The sequence below is a fragment of the Rhodoferax sp. SPJ4 genome (assembly GCF_058216275.1).
This window is the reverse complement of the sequence record NZ_JBYZMN010000004.1, coordinates 132,190-149,269: the sequence shown is the minus strand read 5'-3', so window position 1 is coordinate 149,269 and position 17,080 is coordinate 132,190. Positions and strand designations below refer to the sequence as shown.

The window sequence follows — 17,080 nt, the reverse complement described above, 5'->3', positions numbered from 1 at the left end:
CCTCCGCGCCCACCGCGTACCCCGGGGCTGCCGCAGAATCAGCCCCCATGGCGTCCCCGTCCCCCGACCCCTTGTCCCTCGACCCTCTGGCCCGTGTGCCGGCCGACTGGCCGCACCGCGCGCTGAGCCGCTCGGTGGCCGTGGGCGGCCTGGACTGGCATGTGCAATGGGGCGGCCAGGGTCCGCTGCTGGTGCTGCTGCACGGCACCGGCTCGTCGGCCCATTCCTGGGCCGATGTGGTGCCGGCGCTGTGGCCGCTGGCCACCGTGCTGGCGGTGGACCTGCCCGGCCATGGCTTCACCACCGGCGCCAGCCCCGCCCAGCTAGCCTTGCCGCAGATGGCCCGCGAACTCGATGCCTTGCTGCACCAGCTGCAGCTGGGCGCGCCGGCGATGGTGGTGGGCCATTCGGCCGGTGTGGCGCTGGCGCTGCGCTGGGCCCTGAACAGCCCGCGGCCGCCGCAGGCCATCGCCGGCTTCAACCCCTCGCTGGTGCCGCCGCCGGCGCTTTACACCCGGCTGCTGGCGCCGGTGGTGTCGCCGCTGGCCACCGCGCCGTGGATGGCGGCCGGTCTGGCGCGGCTGGCGGCACGCGGCCACCTGGTGAACAGCATGCTCAGCTCCACCGGCTCCTCTGTGCCCGAGGCCCAGCGCCAGCGTTACGCCAGGCTGTTCAGCCAGCCCGCCCATGTGCAGGGCGCGATGGGTTTCATGGCCGCCACCGACCTGCCCGCCATCAACGCCGCCGGCCCGACGCTCCGCCTGCCGCTGACCCTGGTGGTGGGTGCACAAGACGCCTGGGTGCCCGAGCACCGGCTGCGGCCGGTGCTGGCGGCCTCGTTCCCGCAGGCCCGCGTGGAGCGCTGGCAAGGCGGCCATGTGTTGCACGAGGAGCAGCCCGAGCGGGCCGCCGCGCTGCTGGCCCGGCTGTGGGCCGAGGCCCTGGCCCGCGGCTGAGCGGCTAGGTGCGCGCCGCGGCCGCTGCGGTGGTGGCCTTGACCACCTGCGACAGCGCGGCCGGGCTGGCCTGCGGCAAGGGCAGGTAGACCGCCCCCATCTCGGCGGCCAGGGCGCGGGCCTGGGCCTGGGGCCGGGGCGAGGTGTCGACCAGCATCACCGTGAAGCGGGCCAGCCGCATCTGCCGGGCGGCGGCCAGCGCGTCGTCGAGTGCGCTGGCACGGCCGGGCAGACCCTGGCGGTTGATGTTGGCCACACCGTCGGTGAGCAGCACCACCACCGGCGTTTCGCCTTTCTTGGCCACCGCCTCGGCCAGCGCCACGCTGGCGTCGATGGCGCAGGCCAGCGGCGTGCCACCGCCGCCGGGCAGGCCGGCCAGGCTGCGTTTGGCCCGCACCAGCGAGCGGGTGGGCGGCAGCAGCAGTTCGCTGCCCTTGCCGCGGAAAGCGATCACCGCCACCCGGTCGCGCCGCACATAGCAGTCGGCCAGCAACAGCTCCACCGCGCCCTTGGTTTCGGCCAGCCGGGCCAGCGCGGCCGAGCCCGAGGCGTCCACCGCGAAGATGGTGATGGTGCCCATGCGCTGGCTCAGGCGGTGGATGTGGAAGTCTTCCGGCCGCACCAGCACCCGCCGGCCGCTGGCGGCGGGCGCGCTGGCCTGGCGCAGCCGCTGCCAGGGCGCGGCCGCGCGCAGGGTCTCGATCACGTTGAGCCGGGCGCCACCCACCGGTTCGCCGCGGCGCACACCAGCCGGCCGGCCACGCAGGCCGCCCTAGCGCAGCGCACCGGCCTTGCCGGCCGAGGCCGCCGCGCCGCGCGGCGTTTGCGCCAGCGCCAGCTGGGCCAGCAGCCCGGCGGGGATGGCGGCCTGGGCGGCGGCCAGCACCACGTCGTCGAGCGGCCGGTCGGGCAAAGGCGGGTTGGTGGAGGCCTCGGGTGGCTCTGGCGGCGCGTCGTTGTTGGTATCGGACGGCGGTGGTTGGGGTGGGGGCTCGCTGGCCTGGGCCGGCTCGGCTGGGGCGGCTTCGGGTGGCGGCTCGGTGGTGGGCAGCCGCTGGGCCCGCGGGGCCAGCACCAGCCGGGCGGCCAGCGCGGCGTCGGCGTCGGCCACCTGCGCGCGGCCGTCGAGCGCGGCGGCCAGCCGGGCCACCTGCACCGCCTGCAGCGAGGCCCGCAGCGAGGCAATGCCCAGCGCCAGCGCGGTGTGGCACAGGGCCTGCCAGACGCGGTCGGGCACGCTCACCTGGGGCCAGCGCGCGCGGGCCTGGGCCAGCGCGGCTTGCAGGTCGGCGGGGGGCGGGTCCAGATCGGCCAGCCCGGCGTCGTGCACGCTGAGCGCGTTCAGGTCGATCTGAAAGGCCAGCCGGTCGCACAGCGCGGCGGGGGCCTGTTCGTCGTCGGCCACGCCTTCGTCGAGCGCCACCACGCCCAGCCGGGCCGGGTGGCGGGTGGACACGCCTTCGCGCTCCACCGCCACCTGGCCGTTGTCGAGCACCGCCACCAGCCGGGCCACCGTGGTCGGCGGCAGCCGCTCGGCCATGGCCAGCAGCAGCACCCCGCCGTCGGCCTCGGCCAGCAGGCCACGGGCCTCCACCGGCCGGCCGGCCTGCAGCGTGGCCGGCAGGTCCAGGCCGCCCAGCAGCCGTTCGTCCTTGATGTGCAGCGGCACGCGGCGCCAGGGCTGGTCGGGCGCCAGCCGGCTGCGCAGCAGTGCCAGCCAGCGCTCACGCACCGGGCCGGCGGCGGCCCGCAGCGCGACGCCGCCGCACTGGGCCGGTGCCACCGCGAACAGCGTGGCGGCCAGCACCGCGTCGGCCCAGGGGGTGGCGAGGTCGGCCGGCAGCAGGCCCAGCGGCGCGTCGTCTTCCGCGTCAGACGCGACGGGGGGGGCGGCGGGGCTGGGGGGCATCAACCGGGCCGGTGCAGCGGCTCAGGCGGGGAACAGCGTGGCCATGGCGCGCTCGACCCGCACGGTGGAGCCGGCGTCGTCCAGCGGGTTGCGGCGCAGCCGGTGGCGCAGCGCCGACGGCGCGACGCGCTGCAGGTGGCGGTCGGCCACGGTGGCGTCACCCTCCAGCGCGGCCAGCGCACGGGCGGCGCGCATCAGCGTCAGTTCGCCGCGCAGGCCGTCGGTGCCCAGCGCCATGCACAGCTGGGCGGCGCGCTCCAGCGCGGCGTCGGGCACCACCACCTGGGGCAGCAGCTTGCGGCCGGCGAGGATTTTGCGGCGCACCTTGTCGTCGTCTTTTTTCCAGCGCTCGACAAAGGCGGCCGGCTCGCGGTCGAAGGCGTCGCGGCGTTTCACCACCTCGATGCGTTCGGGCAGGGCGGTGGGGGTACGCACCTCCAGCGACAGGCCGAAGCGGTCCAGCAGCTGCGGCCGCAGCTCGCCTTCTTCGGGGTTGCCGCTGCCCACCAGCACGAAGCGGGCCGGGTGGCGCACGCTCAGGCCTTCGCGCTCGACCACGTTCTCGCCCGAGGCGGCGACGTCGATCAGCAGGTCCACCAGATGGTCGTCGAGCAGGTTGACCTCGTCGATGTACAGAAAGCCGCGGTGGGCCCGCGCCAGCAGGCCGGGCTCGAAGGCCTTGACGCCCTGGGCCAGCGCGCGCTCCAGGTCCAGCGCACCAACCACCCGGTCTTCGGTGGCGCCCAGCGGCAGGTCGACCACCGGCACCGGGATCAGATGGGTCTTGGGCGGTTTGCCGTTTTTCAGGCTGGCGCATTGCTCGCAGCCGCCGGGCGCGGCGGCCGGGTCGCAGCCGTAGCGGCAGCCCAGCACCGCCGCCATCTTGGGCAGCAGCGCGGCAATCGCCCGCACCGCGGTGGACTTGCCGGTGCCGCGGTCGCCGAATACCAGCACGCCGCCGATGCCGGGGTCGACCGCCGCCATCAGGATGGCCTGCTTCATCTCGTCCTGGCCGACGATCGCGGAAAAGGGGAATGCCACTGCCATGGTCTGAACGCCTCGCTCGGGTGGGTGCGTGTCAATTCTTGTTGACACTTTATACCCCATCATCAGGGCTGGGGACGCCCTGCGCCACCCGTGTTTTCGCCAAGGCGCAGCCTACTTTTTCCAGCGCCGCGCGATGTCGGTGGCGTGGGCCAGGCCAGCAGCGCTCAGCCAGGCCAGCACCGCCCAGGCCGGCGCGCCGGCCAAGGCAGAGCGCAGCGCCAGCATCAAACACAGGCCAGACAGCAGGTTGCAGGCGTAATGGCGCGGCGCCACACCCCGCCCGGTGGCGCGCCAGAAAGCCCACAACGCCAGGGCCTCGGCCACCGTCAGCACGATGACGCCGTCCACCAGCATGGTCAGCGACAGCCACTCAGGCATGGCGCCCTCCGTGCGGTGGGCGTGGGTGGGGTTCAAAACACCGCATGGTCGCCACGTTCGTGCCGGGTGTGGCCTTGCAGCAGGGCCTGGTAATGGGCCCACAGCGTGTCGCTGCCGGTGGACGGGGTGGCGTCGGCGTCGTAGCGGCCGGTGGCCGGGTTCAGCACCAGCATGGACTCGGTGGCGTAGTAGCGGCCAATGCGGGCCAACTCGGCCTTGGCGGCCAGCGCTGGCAGCAGCCGCCCGGCCGTGCCCAGCACACCCACGATGCCGTCGAGCAGACTCAGCGGCACCTGCTTGAAACGCGGCGGCCGGCCCAGCAGCGCAAACAGCTGCTCGCCCTGCTGCCGCGGCGTGATGGCCGGCCCGGGCCCGCCGATGGGCAGCACCCGGTTGTGGCGCGTGACATCGTCCAGACAGCCGGCCAGGTAGTCGCCGAGGTCGGCGTCGCTGATGGGTTTGCAGGCGGTGAGGCGGCCGTCGCCAAACACCAGAAAAGGCTTGCCGCGTTTGACCCGCTCGACCTGCCCCGACAGCGACTTGAAGAAGGCGGTGGGCCGCACGATGGAATAGGTCAGGCCAGAGTCCACCAGCGTTTGCTCAAACGCCAGCTTGGCCTGCTGGAAAGCGAGCAAGGGCTTTTGCACGCAGATGGCCGACAACAGCACCGTCTGCGTCACCCCGGCCTGCCGGGCCGCCGCCAGCGCCAGCAGGTGGGCCTGGTGGTCGATGGCCCAGGCGTCTTTGGGCGCGCCGGTGCGGGAGGCCAGGCAGGACAGGAGGGCGTCAAAACGCTCGCCCTGGAAACCGTCGCGGGCCAGCGACACAGGGCAGGTGGCGTGGCCGAAGCGCAGTTCGGCGCCCGCCAGCCGCAACGCCAGGTCGGCGGTGGTCTGTGGGCCGGCCTGCGGCCGCACCAGGCACACCACCCGGTGCCCGCGCCGCACCAGCGCCCGCACCGTGGCCTGGCCAATGGTGCCGGTGGCGCCGAGGACGAAGACACGCTGGGGCATCAGGTCGGCCGCGCCGGGGCGTGGGTAGGGTGGGGCACGATGTTGTCAACAAAAGTTGACGTCATCTTAGCCACCACACCGGGCGGTGCAAGGGCGCCACCACCCGGAGCCCCAAAAACAAAACCCGCCGGGATGAAGCGGCGGGTTCAGCGTGGGGGACGGTGGACGTCAGAACGGAATGTCGTCGTCCATGTCGTCAAAGCCGCTGGGCGCGCGGGCGGCGGGGGCCTGGCGGGGCGCCGGGGCCGCGGCGCGCGGGGCCGGTGCGGCGGCGCGGGGGGCGTAGCCACCGCCGTCGTCGTCACTGCCGCCACCGGACGGGCCGCCCATGCCCTGGCGGCTGCCCAGCATCTGCATCTGGTCGGCGCGGATTTCGGTGGTGTACTTTTCCTGGCCGTCCTTGTCGGTCCACTTGCGGGTGCGCAGGCTGCCTTCCACATAAACCTGCGAGCCCTTGCGCAGGTACTCGCCGGCAATCTCGGCCAGCCGGCCGTTGAACACCACGCGGTGCCATTCGGTGGCTTCCTTCATTTCGCCGCTCTGCTTGTCCTTCCACTTGTCGGTGGTGGCGATGGTGACGTTGGCCACCCGGTCGCCGCTGGGAAAGCTGCGCATTTCGGGGTCGCGGCCCAGGTTGCCGACGATGATGACTTTGTTGACGGATGCCATGACTTCTCTCCAGGGAAGGTGCAATTATGCGGTCTGCGACCCGGCCGGTGTGCGCCGCGCGGTGGGGGCCGGCGCCTTCATCGGCCAGGCCACCACCAGCCACAGCAGCATGGCGCCGGTGCAGGCCATGAACAGGCCATGCAGACCCACATGCTTGAGCAGCAGGCCACCCAAGGCGCCGCCGGCGAAAAAGCCCAGCGACTGCAAGGTGTTGTAAAAACCCAGCGCGGCGCCACGGGCGTGGGGAGGGGCGGCGCGCGAGGCCATGCTGGGCTGGCTGGCCTCCAGCACGTTGAGGGCGCAGAAAAACACAAACAGCAGCGTGGCCAGCCAGCCGATGGTGGGCGCCTCGGCCACCCACAGCAGGCCCAGCTGCACCAGCGTGACGATGGCGATGCCAGCCAGGAACACCGCCCGCAGGTAGCCGCGTCGCTCCAGCGGGAACAGCGTGGCGCCCATCACCACGAACGAGCCCAGGATGGCCGGCAGGTAAACCCACCAGTGGTGGTCTTTGCCCAGGCCGGCCTGCACCAGCAGCGCCGGCACGGCCACCCACATGGCCAGCTGCACCGCGTGCAGCACGAACACACCCACGTTGATGCGGATCAGCTCGACATGGGTCAAGACCTCGGAAATCCTGCCCTTGGGCTGGTTGCGGTGCTCGACCGGCTCCGGCGGCACCAGCCACAGAATCACCGCCACCCCGCCCAGCGCCAACAGCCCGGTCAGCCCGAACAGGCCGCTCAGGTGGATGTGGGCGGCCAGCAGCGGTGCCAGGATCAGCGACACCGCAAACATCAGGCCGATGCTCATGCCCACCAGCGCCATGGCCTTGGTGCGCACCTCGTCGCGGGTCTGGTCGGCCAGCAGCGCCGTGACCGCGGCCGACACCGCGCCCGAACCCTGCAGCGCCCGGCCGATGGTGACCCAGGTCAGGCTGTCGGCCAGCGCGGCCAGCAGGCTGCCGGCGGCAAACAGCAGCAGGCCGAGCACAATCACCCGCTTGCGGCCAAAACGGTCGGAGGCCATGCCAAACGGCATTTGCAGCAGGCCCTGGGTCAGGCCGTAAATGCCCATGGCCAGGCCCACCAGCGCCGGGTCGTCGCCGCCGGGGTAGCGGGTGGCTTCCAACGCAAACACCGGCAGCACCAGAAACAGGCCCAGCATGCGCAGCGCGTAAATCAGCGCCAGTGACAGGCTGGAGCGCCGCTCCAGCGCGGTCATGGTGCCTGCCGCGGGGGCGGGGGGGGTCAAAGGGGGCGTGGACACGGTGCGTGACAGGGGCAAGAAAGGGGGGTGGCGGGCCGTGGCCCAAAAGCGGCAATTGTCCCCGAACTCCGGCGCCGGCGTGCGGCGGGGGCCGTCCTTCATTATCATGGTCGGTTGTCTTCCGATTGCCCACCTTGAATTCTTCGACCGACGGCCGCCATCTCGCCCCCCCTGACGCGGGCGCCTACCTGGGCCAGGCCCTGGCGGGGCAGCGCATCAGCATCCGCGGCGCGCGCACCCACAACCTGAAGAACATCGACATCGACCTGCCGCGCAACCGGCTGGTGGTGATCACCGGCCTGAGCGGCTCGGGCAAGTCCAGCCTGGCCTTTGACACGCTGTACGCCGAGGGCCAGCGCCGCTATGTGGAAAGCCTGAGCGCCTACGCCCGGCAGTTTTTGCAGCTGATGGACAAGCCCGATGTCGACCTGATCGAGGGCCTGAGCCCGGCCATTGCCATCGAGCAGAAGGCCACCAGCCACAACCCGCGCTCCACCGTGGGCACGGTGACCGAGATCCACGACTACCTGCGCCTGTTGTTCGCCCGCGCCGGCACGCCGCACTGCCCCGACCACGACCTGCCACTGCAGGCCCAGACGGTCAGCCAGATGGTGGACGCGGTGCTGGCGCTGCCGGAAGACACCCGGCTGATGGTGCTGGCGCCGATTGCCCGCGAACGCAAGGGCGAGTACGCCGAGGTGTTTGCCGAGATGCAGGCCCAGGGCTATGTGCGCTTCCGCGTCGACGGCCAGACCTTCGAGTACGACGACCTGCCCAAGCTGAAGAAGACCGAGAAGCACAACATTGACGTGGTAATCGACCGGGTCAAAGTGCGCCGGGCATCGACGGCCGCCGTGACGCCGTCCGCCGCCGCGCTGGGCCGCCCTGAGCAAGGCACGGCCCCCTCGGGGGGCAGCGAGGACACGCCAGTGCCGAGCGTGGGGGCCATGGAGCCCGATACCTTGCGTCAGCGCCTGGCCGAAAGCTTTGAAGCGGCGCTGCGGCTGGCCGAGGGCCGGGCCATCGCCGTGGAACTGGACAGCGCGCAGGAGCATTTGTTCAATGCCAAATTCTCTTGCCCGGTCTGCAGCTATTCCATCAGCGAGCTGGAGCCGCGGCTGTTCTCGTTCAACTCGCCGGTGGGCGCCTGCCCGACCTGCGACGGCATCGGCACCGAAGAGCACTTCGACCCGGCCCGGGTGGTGGCCTTCCCGTCGCTGAGCCTGGCCAGTGGCGCCATCAAGGGCTGGGACCGGCGCAACGCGCATTACTTCAGCCTGCTGGAAAGCCTGGCCAAGCATTACCAGTTCGACATCGAGGCGCCGTTCGAGTCACTGCCCGCCGCCACCCAGCAGGTGCTGCTGCAGGGCTCGGGCGACGAGGTCATCCGCTTCAGCTATTTGATGGACGGCGCCGGCGGCGCGGCCAAGAAGCTCACCAAAAAACACGCCTTCGAGGGCATCATTCCCAACATGGCGCGGCGCTACCGCGAGACCGACTCGGTGCTGGTGCGCGAAGACCTGGGCCGGCTGCGTTCCACCCAGCCCTGCTCGGACTGCGGCGGCACCCGGCTGCGCCGCGAGGCCCGGGCGGTCAAGGTGGGCGAGGGCGACCAGGCCCGGGCCATCTACCAGATTGGCCATGTGACGCTGCGCGAGTGCCTGGACTATTTCAAGACCCTGCAGCTGCACGGCGCCAAGGGCGAGATTGCCGGCCGGGTGGTGCGCGAAATCAGCGCCCGGCTGAGCTTTCTGAACGACGTGGGCCTGAACTACCTGAGCCTGGACCGCAGCGCCGAGACGCTGAGCGGTGGCGAGTCGCAGCGCATCCGGCTGGCCAGCCAGATCGGCTCCGGCCTGACCGGCGTGATGTACGTGCTGGACGAGCCCAGCATCGGCCTGCACCAGCGCGACAACGACCGGCTGATTGGCACGCTGCAGCACCTGCGTGACCTCGGCAACAGCGTGCTGGTGGTCGAGCACGACGAAGACATGATCCGCGCCGCCGACCATGTGGTCGACATGGGGCTGGGCGCCGGTGTGCACGGCGGCCGCATCATTGCCCAGGGCACCTGTGCCGAGGTCCAGGCCCACCCCGAATCGCTCACCGGCCGCTACATGGCCGGCACGCTGAAGATCGCCGTGCCTACCCAGCGCCATGTGCCCGACCCGGCCCAGGTCCTGCGCATCACCGGTGCCAGCGGCAACAACCTGAAAAACGTCAGCGTCGATGTGCCAGTGGGCCTGCTGACCTGCGTGACCGGGGTTTCCGGCTCGGGCAAGTCGACGCTGGTCAACAACACGCTGTACGCCGCGGTGGCGCGCCAGCTCTACCGCTCCCACGACGAGCCGGCGCCGCACGAGGCGCTGGACGGCATCGACCAGTTCGACAAGGTCATCAACGTCGACCAGTCGCCGATTGGCCGCACGCCGCGCAGTAACCCCGCCACCTACACCGGGCTGTTCACCCCCATCCGCGAGCTGATGGCCGAGATGAACATGGCGCGCGAGCGCGGCTACGGCCCCGGCCGCTTCAGCTTCAACGTGGCCGGTGGCCGCTGCGAGGCCTGCCAGGGCGACGGTGTGGTCAAGGTGGAGATGCACTTTTTGCCCGATGTGTATGTGCCCTGCGACGTCTGCCGCGGCCGGCGCTACAACCGCGAGACCCTGGAGGTCCAGTACAAGGGCAAGAACATCGCGCAGATCCTGGATTTGACGGTGGAGGCGGCCTACGCCTTCTTCAGCACCGTGCCCACCTTGGCGCGCAAGCTGCAAACGCTGCTGGACGTGGGCCTGAGCTACATCCAGCTCGGTCAGGCCGCCACCACGCTGTCGGGCGGCGAGGCCCAGCGGGTCAAGCTGGCGCTGGAGCTGTCCAAGCGCGACACCGGCCGCACGCTCTACATCCTCGACGAGCCCACCACCGGCCTGCACTTTGCCGACATCGATTTGCTGCTGAAGGTGCTGCACCAGCTGCGCGACGCCGGCAACACCATCGTCGTCATCGAGCACAACCTGGACGTCATCAAGACCGCCGACTGGCTGATCGACATGGGCCCCGAAGGCGGCGCCGGTGGTGGCCAGGTGCTGTGTGTGGGCACGCCCGAGACCGTGGCCGCCTGCCCCGAGAGCCACACCGGGCGCTACCTGAAGCGGCTGCTGGCCTGAGCCGGGGGCTGGCCGGGTGGCCCTGGCCCTGTGCCAAAATCGATCCGTGACCGACCTGCCCATGACCGCCCCCGCGACCGAAGACACCCCTGCCGCGCCGCCGGCCGCCGAGGCGGGCCGCAAGCGGCCCAAGCCGGGCGAGCGCCGGGTGCAAATCCTGCAGGCGCTGGCCGAGATGCTGCAACAGCCCGGCGCGGAGCGGGTCACCACCGCCGCGCTGGCCGCGCGCCTCGACGTCAGCGAGGCCGCGCTGTACCGGCACTTCGCCAGCAAGGCCCAGATGTTCGAGGGCCTGATCGAATTCATCGAGCACAGCGTGTTCAGCCTGATCAACCAGATCAGCGCCCGTGCGACCGACCTGCCCCAGGCGGGCGAGGGCCAGGCCGGCCAGATGGTCACCATGCTGTTGCAGTTTGCCGAGAAGAACCCCGGCATGGCCCGGGTCATGGTGGGTGACGCGCTGGTGTTCGAACACGAGCGGCTGCAGCAGCGCATGAACCAGTTTTTCGACAAGTTCGAGGCCAACCTGCGCCAGTGCCTGCGGCCGGCCGCAGCCGACGGTGCCTCACCCACCCCCACGGTGGACGCCCAGGTGCAGGCCTCGGTGCTGACCTCGTTCGCGGTGGGGCGCTTGCAGCGCTACGCCCGCTCCGGCTTCCGGCGTCTGCCGTCCGAGCAGCTGGACCGCAGCCTGACCCGCATGCTCTAGGCGCCAGGCCGCCCGCCACCACCCATGGCCAGCGGTCTGTTGCATGCTTGAGATTGACCTCGCCGGCAGCCGGGTGGCCCTGCACCCCAGCGGGGCGATGTTTCTGCCCGACCACCATTGCCTGCTGTTGGCCGACGCCCATTTCGGCAAGGCGCAGAGTTTTCGCCGGCTGGGTGTGCCGGTGCCCTGCGGCAGCACCGCCGAGACCCTGGCCGAGCTGAGTGCGCTGCTCACCGAAACCAACGCCGCCCGGCTGGTGTTTCTGGGCGACTTCCTGCATTCGGCCCGGGCCCAGGGCGGCGCCACGCTCACCGCGCTGGCCGACTGGCGTGCCGCCCACCCCGACCTGGAACTGACGCTGGTGCGTGGCAACCACGACGACCGTGCCGGCGACCCGCCGGCCCACCTGGGCATCGCCGTGGTGGACGAGCCGCTGCCGCTGGGCCCCTTCATGCTGTGCCACCACCCGCAGCCGCAGGCTGGCGGCTATGTGTTGGCCGGCCACTGGCACCCCTGTGTGTCGGTGGCCGGGGCTGGCCGCGACCGGCTGCGTCTGCCCTGTTTCTGGCTGGGTGATGCCGTCCGCCATCCGGTGGGGGTGTTGCCGGCCTTCGGCCAGTTCACCGGCATGCACCCGGTGGCTCGCCACCCCGGTGACCGGGTGTTTGCCATCGCCGGGGACCAGGTGCTGGCCGTGCCGGCCACGCCGCCACCGTCTCTGGCGCGCCGCCACTCCTGAAAAAAGCGGCCGCAGCCGGCAGGGTCGGGCCGGTTGGCACCACCCGCAGCGGCTCAAGGGGCTTTTCGAAGCCGATGACGGCTGTTGGCGGCAGATTCCGAGGGAAAACCCGCATGTTGACGGCCGATTTGTGCCTCTTTTCTTAGGCGGAAGGCTCTAAAAGCGGCAAATTTGGGCTCTCAAAGGGAAAATCCTGCAAAATAGCACGACCGTTCGTTTTGTAGGACCTTATGCCCACCGCCTCCCCGCAAACCAAACCGCCCCGCGCCACCGACAGGCCGGCACGCGGGTTGCACAAAGGCCAGCAGACCAAGGCCACCATCGTCGACGCCGCCCTGGGTCTGGCCACACAGATCGGCCTCGATGGCCTGAGCATCGGCGCGCTGGCCGAAGTCACCCAGATGAGCAAGTCGGGCGTGTTCGCCCACTTCGGTTCCCGTGAGGAACTGCAGATCTCGGTGATCCGAGAGTACCACGCGCGTTTCGAGGAAGAGGTGTTCTTCCCCGCCATGAGCCAGCCGCGCGGCCTGCCCCGCCTGAAGGCCATGTTCGACAACTGGATGAAGCGCACCTCGGTTGAGATCGACTCGGGTTGCATCTACATCAGCGGCGCGGTCGAGTTCGACGACCGGCCCGGCCCGGTGCGCGACGCGCTGGCCGGCTCGGTGCAGACCTGGCTGGCCGCCATCAACCGCGGCGTCGAACAGGCCAAGGACGCCGGCCACCTGAGCGCCGACGCCGACCACCGGCAGATGGCTTTCGAGATGCACGGCCTGATTCTGGCGCTGCACTACGAGGCCCGTTTCCTCAAGGTGCCGGCTTCCGTGACCCGGGCCCGCACCGGCTTTGACAACATCCTGGCCCGCTACGGCGCCGAGGGCGGCCTGCCGTCCCCGGCGCCCAGCCTGCGCGCCGTTTCTTCCACCCCTGTTTCCCCCCGTACCAAGGACTGACACCATGCCCTCCTACACCCCCCCGCTGCGTGACATGCAATTCCTGATGCACGAGGTTTTCAAGGTCACCGACGAGTTCAAGGCCCTGCCCAAGCACGCCGACGTGGACGCCGACACCATCAATGCGGTGCTGGAAGAAGGTGGCAAGTTCGCCGCCGAAGTGACCTTTCCGCTGAACATCAGCGGCGACGAAGAAGGCTGCACGCTGGACCGCGCGACCCACGAGGTCAAGGCGCCCAAGGGCTTCAAGGAGGCATACGCCCAGTACGTGGAAGGCGGCTGGGCCGCGTTGTCCTGCGACCCCGAGTACGGCGGCCAGGGCCTGCCCTTTGTGGTCAACCAGTGTTTCTATGAAATGCTGAACTCGGCCAACCAGGCCTGGACCATGTACCCCGGCCTGAGCCATGGCGCCTACGAGTGCCTGCACGCCCATGGCACCGACGAACAGAAGAAAACCTATTTGCCCAAGCTGACCAGCGGCGAGTGGACTGGCACCATGTGCCTGACCGAGCCGCATTGCGGCACCGACCTGGGCATGCTGCGCACCAAGGCCGAACCGCAGGCCGACGGCAGCTACAAGCTGACCGGCAACAAGATTTTCATCAGCGCCGGTGAACACGACATGGCCGCCAACATCGTGCACCTGGTGCTGGCCCGCCTGCCTGATGCGCCCCCCGGCAGCAAGGGCATCAGCCTGTTCATCGTGCCCAAGTTCAATGTGAACGCCGACGGCTCGCTGGGCTCGCGCAACGGCATTTACTGCGGCGGCCTGGAGCACAAGATGGGCATCCACGGCAATGCCACCGCGCAGATCGTGCTCGATGGCGCGGTCGGCACCCTGGTGGGCAAGCCGCACAAGGGCCTGGCCGCGATGTTCGTGATGATGAACGCCGCCCGCCTGGGCGTGGGCAACCAGTCGCTGGGCCTGACCGAGGTGGCCTACCAGAACGCGCTGGCCTACGCCAAGGACCGCATCCAGATGCGCTCGCTGTCCGGCGTCAAGGCTAAAGACAAGCCGGCCGACCCCATCATCGTCCACCCCGACGTGCGCAAGATGCTGCTGACCGCCAAGGCCTATGCCGAAGGCGGCCGTGCGCTGGCCATCTACTGCACCCTGCTGCTCGACAAGGAACTGAACCACCCCGACGAGAAGGTGCGGGCCGAGAGCGGCGAACTGGTGGCCATGTTGACCCCCATCGTCAAGGCCTTCCTGACCGACAACGGCTTCCAGGCCACCACCATGTGCCAGCAGGTCTTTGGCGGCCACGGCTACATCAAGGAGTGGGGCATGGAGCAGTTCGTGCGCGATGCCCGCATCAACATGATTTACGAAGGCACGAACACCGTGCAGTCGCTGGACCTGCTGGGCCGCAAGATCCTGGGCAACAACGGCGCCACGCTGAAGAAGTTCGGCAAGCTGGTGGCCAAGCTGGTGGAAGAAGAAGGCGTCAACGAGAAGATGGCCGAGTTCATCAACCCGGTGGCCTACCTGGGTGACCAGATGACCAAGTTCACCACCGAGATCGGCTTCAAGGGCTTCCAGAACGCCGACGAGGTGGGTGCCGCCGCGGTGGACTATTTGCGCGTGGCCGGCCACCTGGTGTTTGGCTACTTCTTCGCCCGCATGGCCCAGGTGGCGCTGCGCGAAATCGCCGCCGGCAACACCGACCCCTTCTACCCCGCCAAGCTGCAGACCGCGCGCTTCTACTTTGCCAAGCTCTTCCCCGAGACCACCATGCTGATGCGCACCGCCCGCACCGGCGCCAAGGTGCTGATGGACACCGACCTCGCCCTGGCCTGAGCCAGCGTTTCACCCCTGCGCCAGACCCGCCCCGCGCGGGCGGGTCTGGCGCCAGCCTCAGGAATAAAACATGTCCCGATTTCAAGTGAAAAAAGTGGCGGTGCTCGGCGCCGGCGTGATGGGCGCGCAGATCGCCGCCCACCTGGTCAACTGCAAGGTGCCGGTGGTGTTGTTCGACCTGCCGGCCAAGGAAGGCCCCAAGAACGGCATCGTCACCCGCGCCATCGACAACCTGAAGAAACTCAAGCCGGCCCCGCTGGGTGTGGCCGATGACGCTGTATTGATTGGCCAGGCCAACTACGAAGAGCACCTGGAGCAGCTGCGCGATTGCGACCTCATCATCGAGGCCATCGCCGAGCGCATGGACTGGAAGCTCGACCTGTACAAGAAGATCGCGCCCTTCGTCGCACCGCACGCCATCGTGGCGTCCAACACCTCGGGCCTGAGCATCACCAAGCTCAGCGAGGCCTTGCCCGAGGAAATCAAGCCGCGCTTTTGCGGCATCCATTTCTTCAACCCGCCGCGCTACATGTATTTGGTGGAGTTGATCAACACGCCCACCACCCAGCCGCAGATCCTGGACGACCTGGAGACCTTTGTCACCAGCGGCCTGGGCAAGGGCGTGGTGCGGGCCAAGGACACGCCCAACTTCATCGCCAACCGGGTCGGCATTGCCGGCATGCTGGGCACGATGAAAGAGGTGGAGAACTTCGGCCTGAGCTATGACGTGGTGGACGACCTGACCGGCAAGAAGCTGGGCCGCGCCAGTTCCGGCACCTTCCGTACCGCCGACGTGGTGGGCCTGGACACCATGGCCCATGTGATCAAGACGCTGCAGGACACGCTGAGCGAAGCCACCGACCCCTTCTACCCCAGCTTCGGCACCCCGCCGGTGCTGAAGAAGCTGATCGAGCTGGGCCAGCTGGGCCAGAAAACCAAGGCCGGTTTCTACAAAAAGGCCGGCCGCGACGTGCTGCGCTTTGACCTGGAGTCCGAAGAGTACGTGCCCGCCGGCCAGAAGGCCGACGAGGTCTACAGCCGCATGCTGAAAAAGCCGGCCGGCGAACGCCTGCGTTTGCTGCGCGAGAGCGAAGGCCCGCAAGGCCAGTTTTTGTGGGCGATTCTGCGCAACGGCTTCCACTACGCCGCGGTGCACCTGGCCACCATCGCCGAAAGCGCACGCGACATCGACTTTGCGATGCGCTGGGGCTTTGGCCTGAAGCAGGGCCCGTTCGAGCTGTGGCAAGAAGCTGGCTGGCGCCAGGTCGCGCAGTGGGTGAAGGAAGACATTGACGCCGGCAAGACGCTCTCCAGCGCGCCGCTGCCCGACTGGGTGTTCAACGGCCCGGTGGCCGAGGCCGGTGGGGTGCACACGCCGCAAGGCTCGTGGAGCGCGTCCGAGGCCCGCTTTGTGCCGCGCCGCCACCTGCCGGTCTATGACCGCCAGCATTTCCCCGAGAGCGTGCTGGGCGCCAACGCCGCCGACGCCAAGACCGCTGGCAAGACCCTGCACGAGGACGACGCCATCCGCCTGTGGACGCTGGACGACGAGGTGCTGATCGCCAGCATCAAAACCAAGATGCACGCCATCAGCCCCGACGTGGCCGAGGGCCTGGCGCTGGGCGTGGACATGGCCGAGAAAGACTTCAAGGGCCTGGTGGTCTGGTCGCCCGACGAGATGTTCTCGGTCGGTGCCGACCTGCAGGCCATGATGCCGGCCTTCATGGTCGCCGGTGTCAGCGCCATTGAGGGCGCCGAGCACGAACTGCAGAAGGCCATGCTGAAGATGCGCTACGCCGGTGTGCCCACCGTGTCGGCCATCCGTGGCCTGGCGCTGGGCGGCGGTTGCGAGCTGGCCGTGTACTCGGCCAAGCGGGTGGTGGCGATGGAAAGCTACATCGGCCTGGTGGAAGTGGGCGTGGGCCTGGTGCCCGGCGCCGGCGGCCTGGCCTACATCGCCCGCCGGGCGGCCGAGAACGCCGCCACCTCGATGAACAAGGACCTGCTGCCCTTCCTCACCGAAGGCTTCACCGGTGCCGCCATGGCCAAGGTGGGCACCAGCGCGCTGGAAAGCCGCAAGCTGGGCTATGTGCTGGACAGCGATGTCATCGTGCCCAACAAGGACGAGCTGCTGTATGTGGCCATCAACGAGGCCAAGGCCATGTTCAACGCCGGCTACCGCCCGCCGCACCGCCGCCCGTTTGCCGTGGCCGGCCGCAACGGCCTGGCCACCATCAAGGGCCAGCTGGTCAACATGCGCGACGGTGGCTTCATCAGCGCGCACGACTTCCACATCGCCAGCCTGATCGCCGGCGTGGTCTGTGGTGGCGACATCGACGGCGGCACGCTGGTGACCGAGGAGTACCTGTTGGCGCTGGAGCGCAAGGCCTTCTGTTCGCTGATCACCCACCCGAAAACGCAAGAGCGCATCATGGGCATGATGTCCACCGGCAAGCCGGTGCGCAACTGA

General features: G+C 69.6%; 14 protein-coding genes. 7 read left to right on the top strand and 7 right to left on the bottom strand.

Features of this window, described 5'->3' with window-relative positions; all coding sequences use genetic code 11:
• Positions 1-47 precede the first annotated feature (47 nt).
• The gene (bchO, locus tag AC4BAR_RS13835) at positions 48-956 is read left to right on the top strand and encodes an alpha/beta fold hydrolase BchO (RefSeq protein WP_490628467.1); all 909 of its coding nucleotides are present in this window, start codon (positions 48-50) and stop codon (positions 954-956) included.
• A gap of 4 nt (positions 957-960) precedes the next feature.
• Here bchO and AC4BAR_RS13830 read toward each other — a convergent pair whose 3' ends face one another.
• The 7 genes from AC4BAR_RS13830 to AC4BAR_RS13800 form a co-directional block, all read right to left on the bottom strand.
• Positions 961-1,701 carry a VWA domain-containing protein gene (locus tag AC4BAR_RS13830; protein ID WP_490628466.1) on the bottom strand — a complete coding sequence of 247 codons (741 nt, stop codon included), beginning with the start codon at positions 1,699-1,701 and terminating at the stop codon, positions 961-963.
• A gap of 27 nt (positions 1,702-1,728) precedes the next feature.
• Positions 1,729-2,865 carry a hypothetical protein gene (locus AC4BAR_RS13825; protein ID WP_490628465.1) on the bottom strand — a complete coding sequence of 379 codons (1,137 nt, stop codon included), beginning with the start codon at positions 2,863-2,865 and terminating at the stop codon, positions 1,729-1,731.
• 21 nt (positions 2,866-2,886) lie between these two features.
• Positions 2,887-3,912 (bottom strand): magnesium chelatase ATPase subunit I, encoded by a 1,026-nt coding sequence (gene bchI / locus AC4BAR_RS13820; protein WP_490628464.1) that lies wholly within the window; start codon positions 3,910-3,912, stop codon positions 2,887-2,889.
• Between the two features lie 111 nt (positions 3,913-4,023).
• Positions 4,024-4,290, bottom strand: a complete 267-nt coding sequence (locus AC4BAR_RS13815) for a hypothetical protein (RefSeq protein WP_490628463.1) — start codon at positions 4,288-4,290, stop codon at positions 4,024-4,026.
• 32 nt (positions 4,291-4,322) lie between these two features.
• Positions 4,323-5,303 carry an NAD(P)H-binding protein gene (locus tag AC4BAR_RS13810; RefSeq protein ID WP_490628462.1) on the bottom strand — a complete coding sequence of 327 codons (981 nt, stop codon included), beginning with the start codon at positions 5,301-5,303 and terminating at the stop codon, positions 4,323-4,325.
• Between the two features lie 168 nt (positions 5,304-5,471).
• Positions 5,472-5,972: a single-stranded DNA-binding protein gene (gene ssb / locus AC4BAR_RS13805; protein ID WP_490628461.1), complete on the bottom strand. Its 501-nt coding sequence runs from the start codon at positions 5,970-5,972 to the stop codon at positions 5,472-5,474.
• 24 nt (positions 5,973-5,996) lie between these two features.
• The gene (locus AC4BAR_RS13800; RefSeq protein WP_490628460.1) at positions 5,997-7,196 is read right to left on the bottom strand and encodes an MFS transporter; all 1,200 of its coding nucleotides are present in this window, start codon (positions 7,194-7,196) and stop codon (positions 5,997-5,999) included.
• Positions 7,197-7,375: 179 nt separating this feature from the next.
• On the opposite strand from AC4BAR_RS13800, the gene uvrA reads away from it, so the two are divergent.
• The 6 genes from uvrA to AC4BAR_RS13770 all read left to right on the top strand — a co-directional run bounded on the left by uvrA (position 7,376) and on the right by AC4BAR_RS13770 (position 17,080).
• Complete coding sequence (gene uvrA, locus AC4BAR_RS13795; RefSeq protein ID WP_490628459.1) at positions 7,376-10,408, top strand: excinuclease ABC subunit UvrA; 3,033 nt, start codon at positions 7,376-7,378, stop codon at positions 10,406-10,408.
• Between the two features lie 61 nt (positions 10,409-10,469).
• Complete coding sequence (gene slmA / locus AC4BAR_RS13790) at positions 10,470-11,117, top strand: nucleoid occlusion factor SlmA (RefSeq protein ID WP_490628656.1); 648 nt, start codon at positions 10,470-10,472, stop codon at positions 11,115-11,117.
• Between the two features lie 43 nt (positions 11,118-11,160).
• Positions 11,161-11,856 carry a ligase-associated DNA damage response endonuclease PdeM gene (pdeM, locus tag AC4BAR_RS13785; RefSeq protein WP_490628458.1) on the top strand — a complete coding sequence of 232 codons (696 nt, stop codon included), beginning with the start codon at positions 11,161-11,163 and terminating at the stop codon, positions 11,854-11,856.
• Between the two features lie 230 nt (positions 11,857-12,086).
• Positions 12,087-12,809, top strand: a complete 723-nt coding sequence (locus AC4BAR_RS13780) for a TetR/AcrR family transcriptional regulator (RefSeq protein WP_490628457.1) — start codon at positions 12,087-12,089, stop codon at positions 12,807-12,809.
• Positions 12,810-12,813: 4 nt separating this feature from the next.
• Positions 12,814-14,610 (top strand): acyl-CoA dehydrogenase C-terminal domain-containing protein, encoded by a 1,797-nt coding sequence (locus AC4BAR_RS13775; protein ID WP_490628456.1) that lies wholly within the window; start codon positions 12,814-12,816, stop codon positions 14,608-14,610.
• A 70-nt stretch (positions 14,611-14,680) separates the two neighbouring features.
• Entirely contained in the window at positions 14,681-17,080 is a 2,400-nt protein-coding gene (locus tag AC4BAR_RS13770) for a 3-hydroxyacyl-CoA dehydrogenase/enoyl-CoA hydratase family protein (RefSeq protein WP_490628455.1), read from the top strand.

What these genes read in the sequence shown, in the direction of transcription:
- bchO (WP_490628467.1), top strand. Translation starts at nt 48, where the DNA reads ATGGCGTCCCCGTCCCCCGACCCCTTGTCCCTCGACCCTCTGGCCCGT.
- AC4BAR_RS13825 (WP_490628465.1), bottom strand. Translation starts at nt 2,865, where the DNA reads ATGCCCCCCAGCCCCGCCGCCCCCCCCGTCGCGTCTGACGCGGAAGAC.
- bchI (WP_490628464.1), bottom strand. Translation starts at nt 3,912, where the DNA reads ATGGCAGTGGCATTCCCCTTTTCCGCGATCGTCGGCCAGGACGAGATG.
- AC4BAR_RS13815 (WP_490628463.1), bottom strand. Translation starts at nt 4,290, where the DNA reads ATGCCTGAGTGGCTGTCGCTGACCATGCTGGTGGACGGCGTCATCGTG.
- AC4BAR_RS13810 (WP_490628462.1), bottom strand. Translation starts at nt 5,303, where the DNA reads ATGCCCCAGCGTGTCTTCGTCCTCGGCGCCACCGGCACCATTGGCCAG.
- ssb (WP_490628461.1), bottom strand. Translation starts at nt 5,972, where the DNA reads ATGGCATCCGTCAACAAAGTCATCATCGTCGGCAACCTGGGCCGCGAC.
- AC4BAR_RS13800 (WP_490628460.1), bottom strand. Translation starts at nt 7,196, where the DNA reads ATGACCGCGCTGGAGCGGCGCTCCAGCCTGTCACTGGCGCTGATTTAC.
- slmA (WP_490628656.1), top strand. Translation starts at nt 10,470, where the DNA reads ATGACCGCCCCCGCGACCGAAGACACCCCTGCCGCGCCGCCGGCCGCC.
- pdeM (WP_490628458.1), top strand. Translation starts at nt 11,161, where the DNA reads ATGCTTGAGATTGACCTCGCCGGCAGCCGGGTGGCCCTGCACCCCAGC.
- AC4BAR_RS13780 (WP_490628457.1), top strand. Translation starts at nt 12,087, where the DNA reads ATGCCCACCGCCTCCCCGCAAACCAAACCGCCCCGCGCCACCGACAGG.
- AC4BAR_RS13775 (WP_490628456.1), top strand. Translation starts at nt 12,814, where the DNA reads ATGCCCTCCTACACCCCCCCGCTGCGTGACATGCAATTCCTGATGCAC.
- AC4BAR_RS13770 (WP_490628455.1), top strand. Translation starts at nt 14,681, where the DNA reads ATGTCCCGATTTCAAGTGAAAAAAGTGGCGGTGCTCGGCGCCGGCGTG.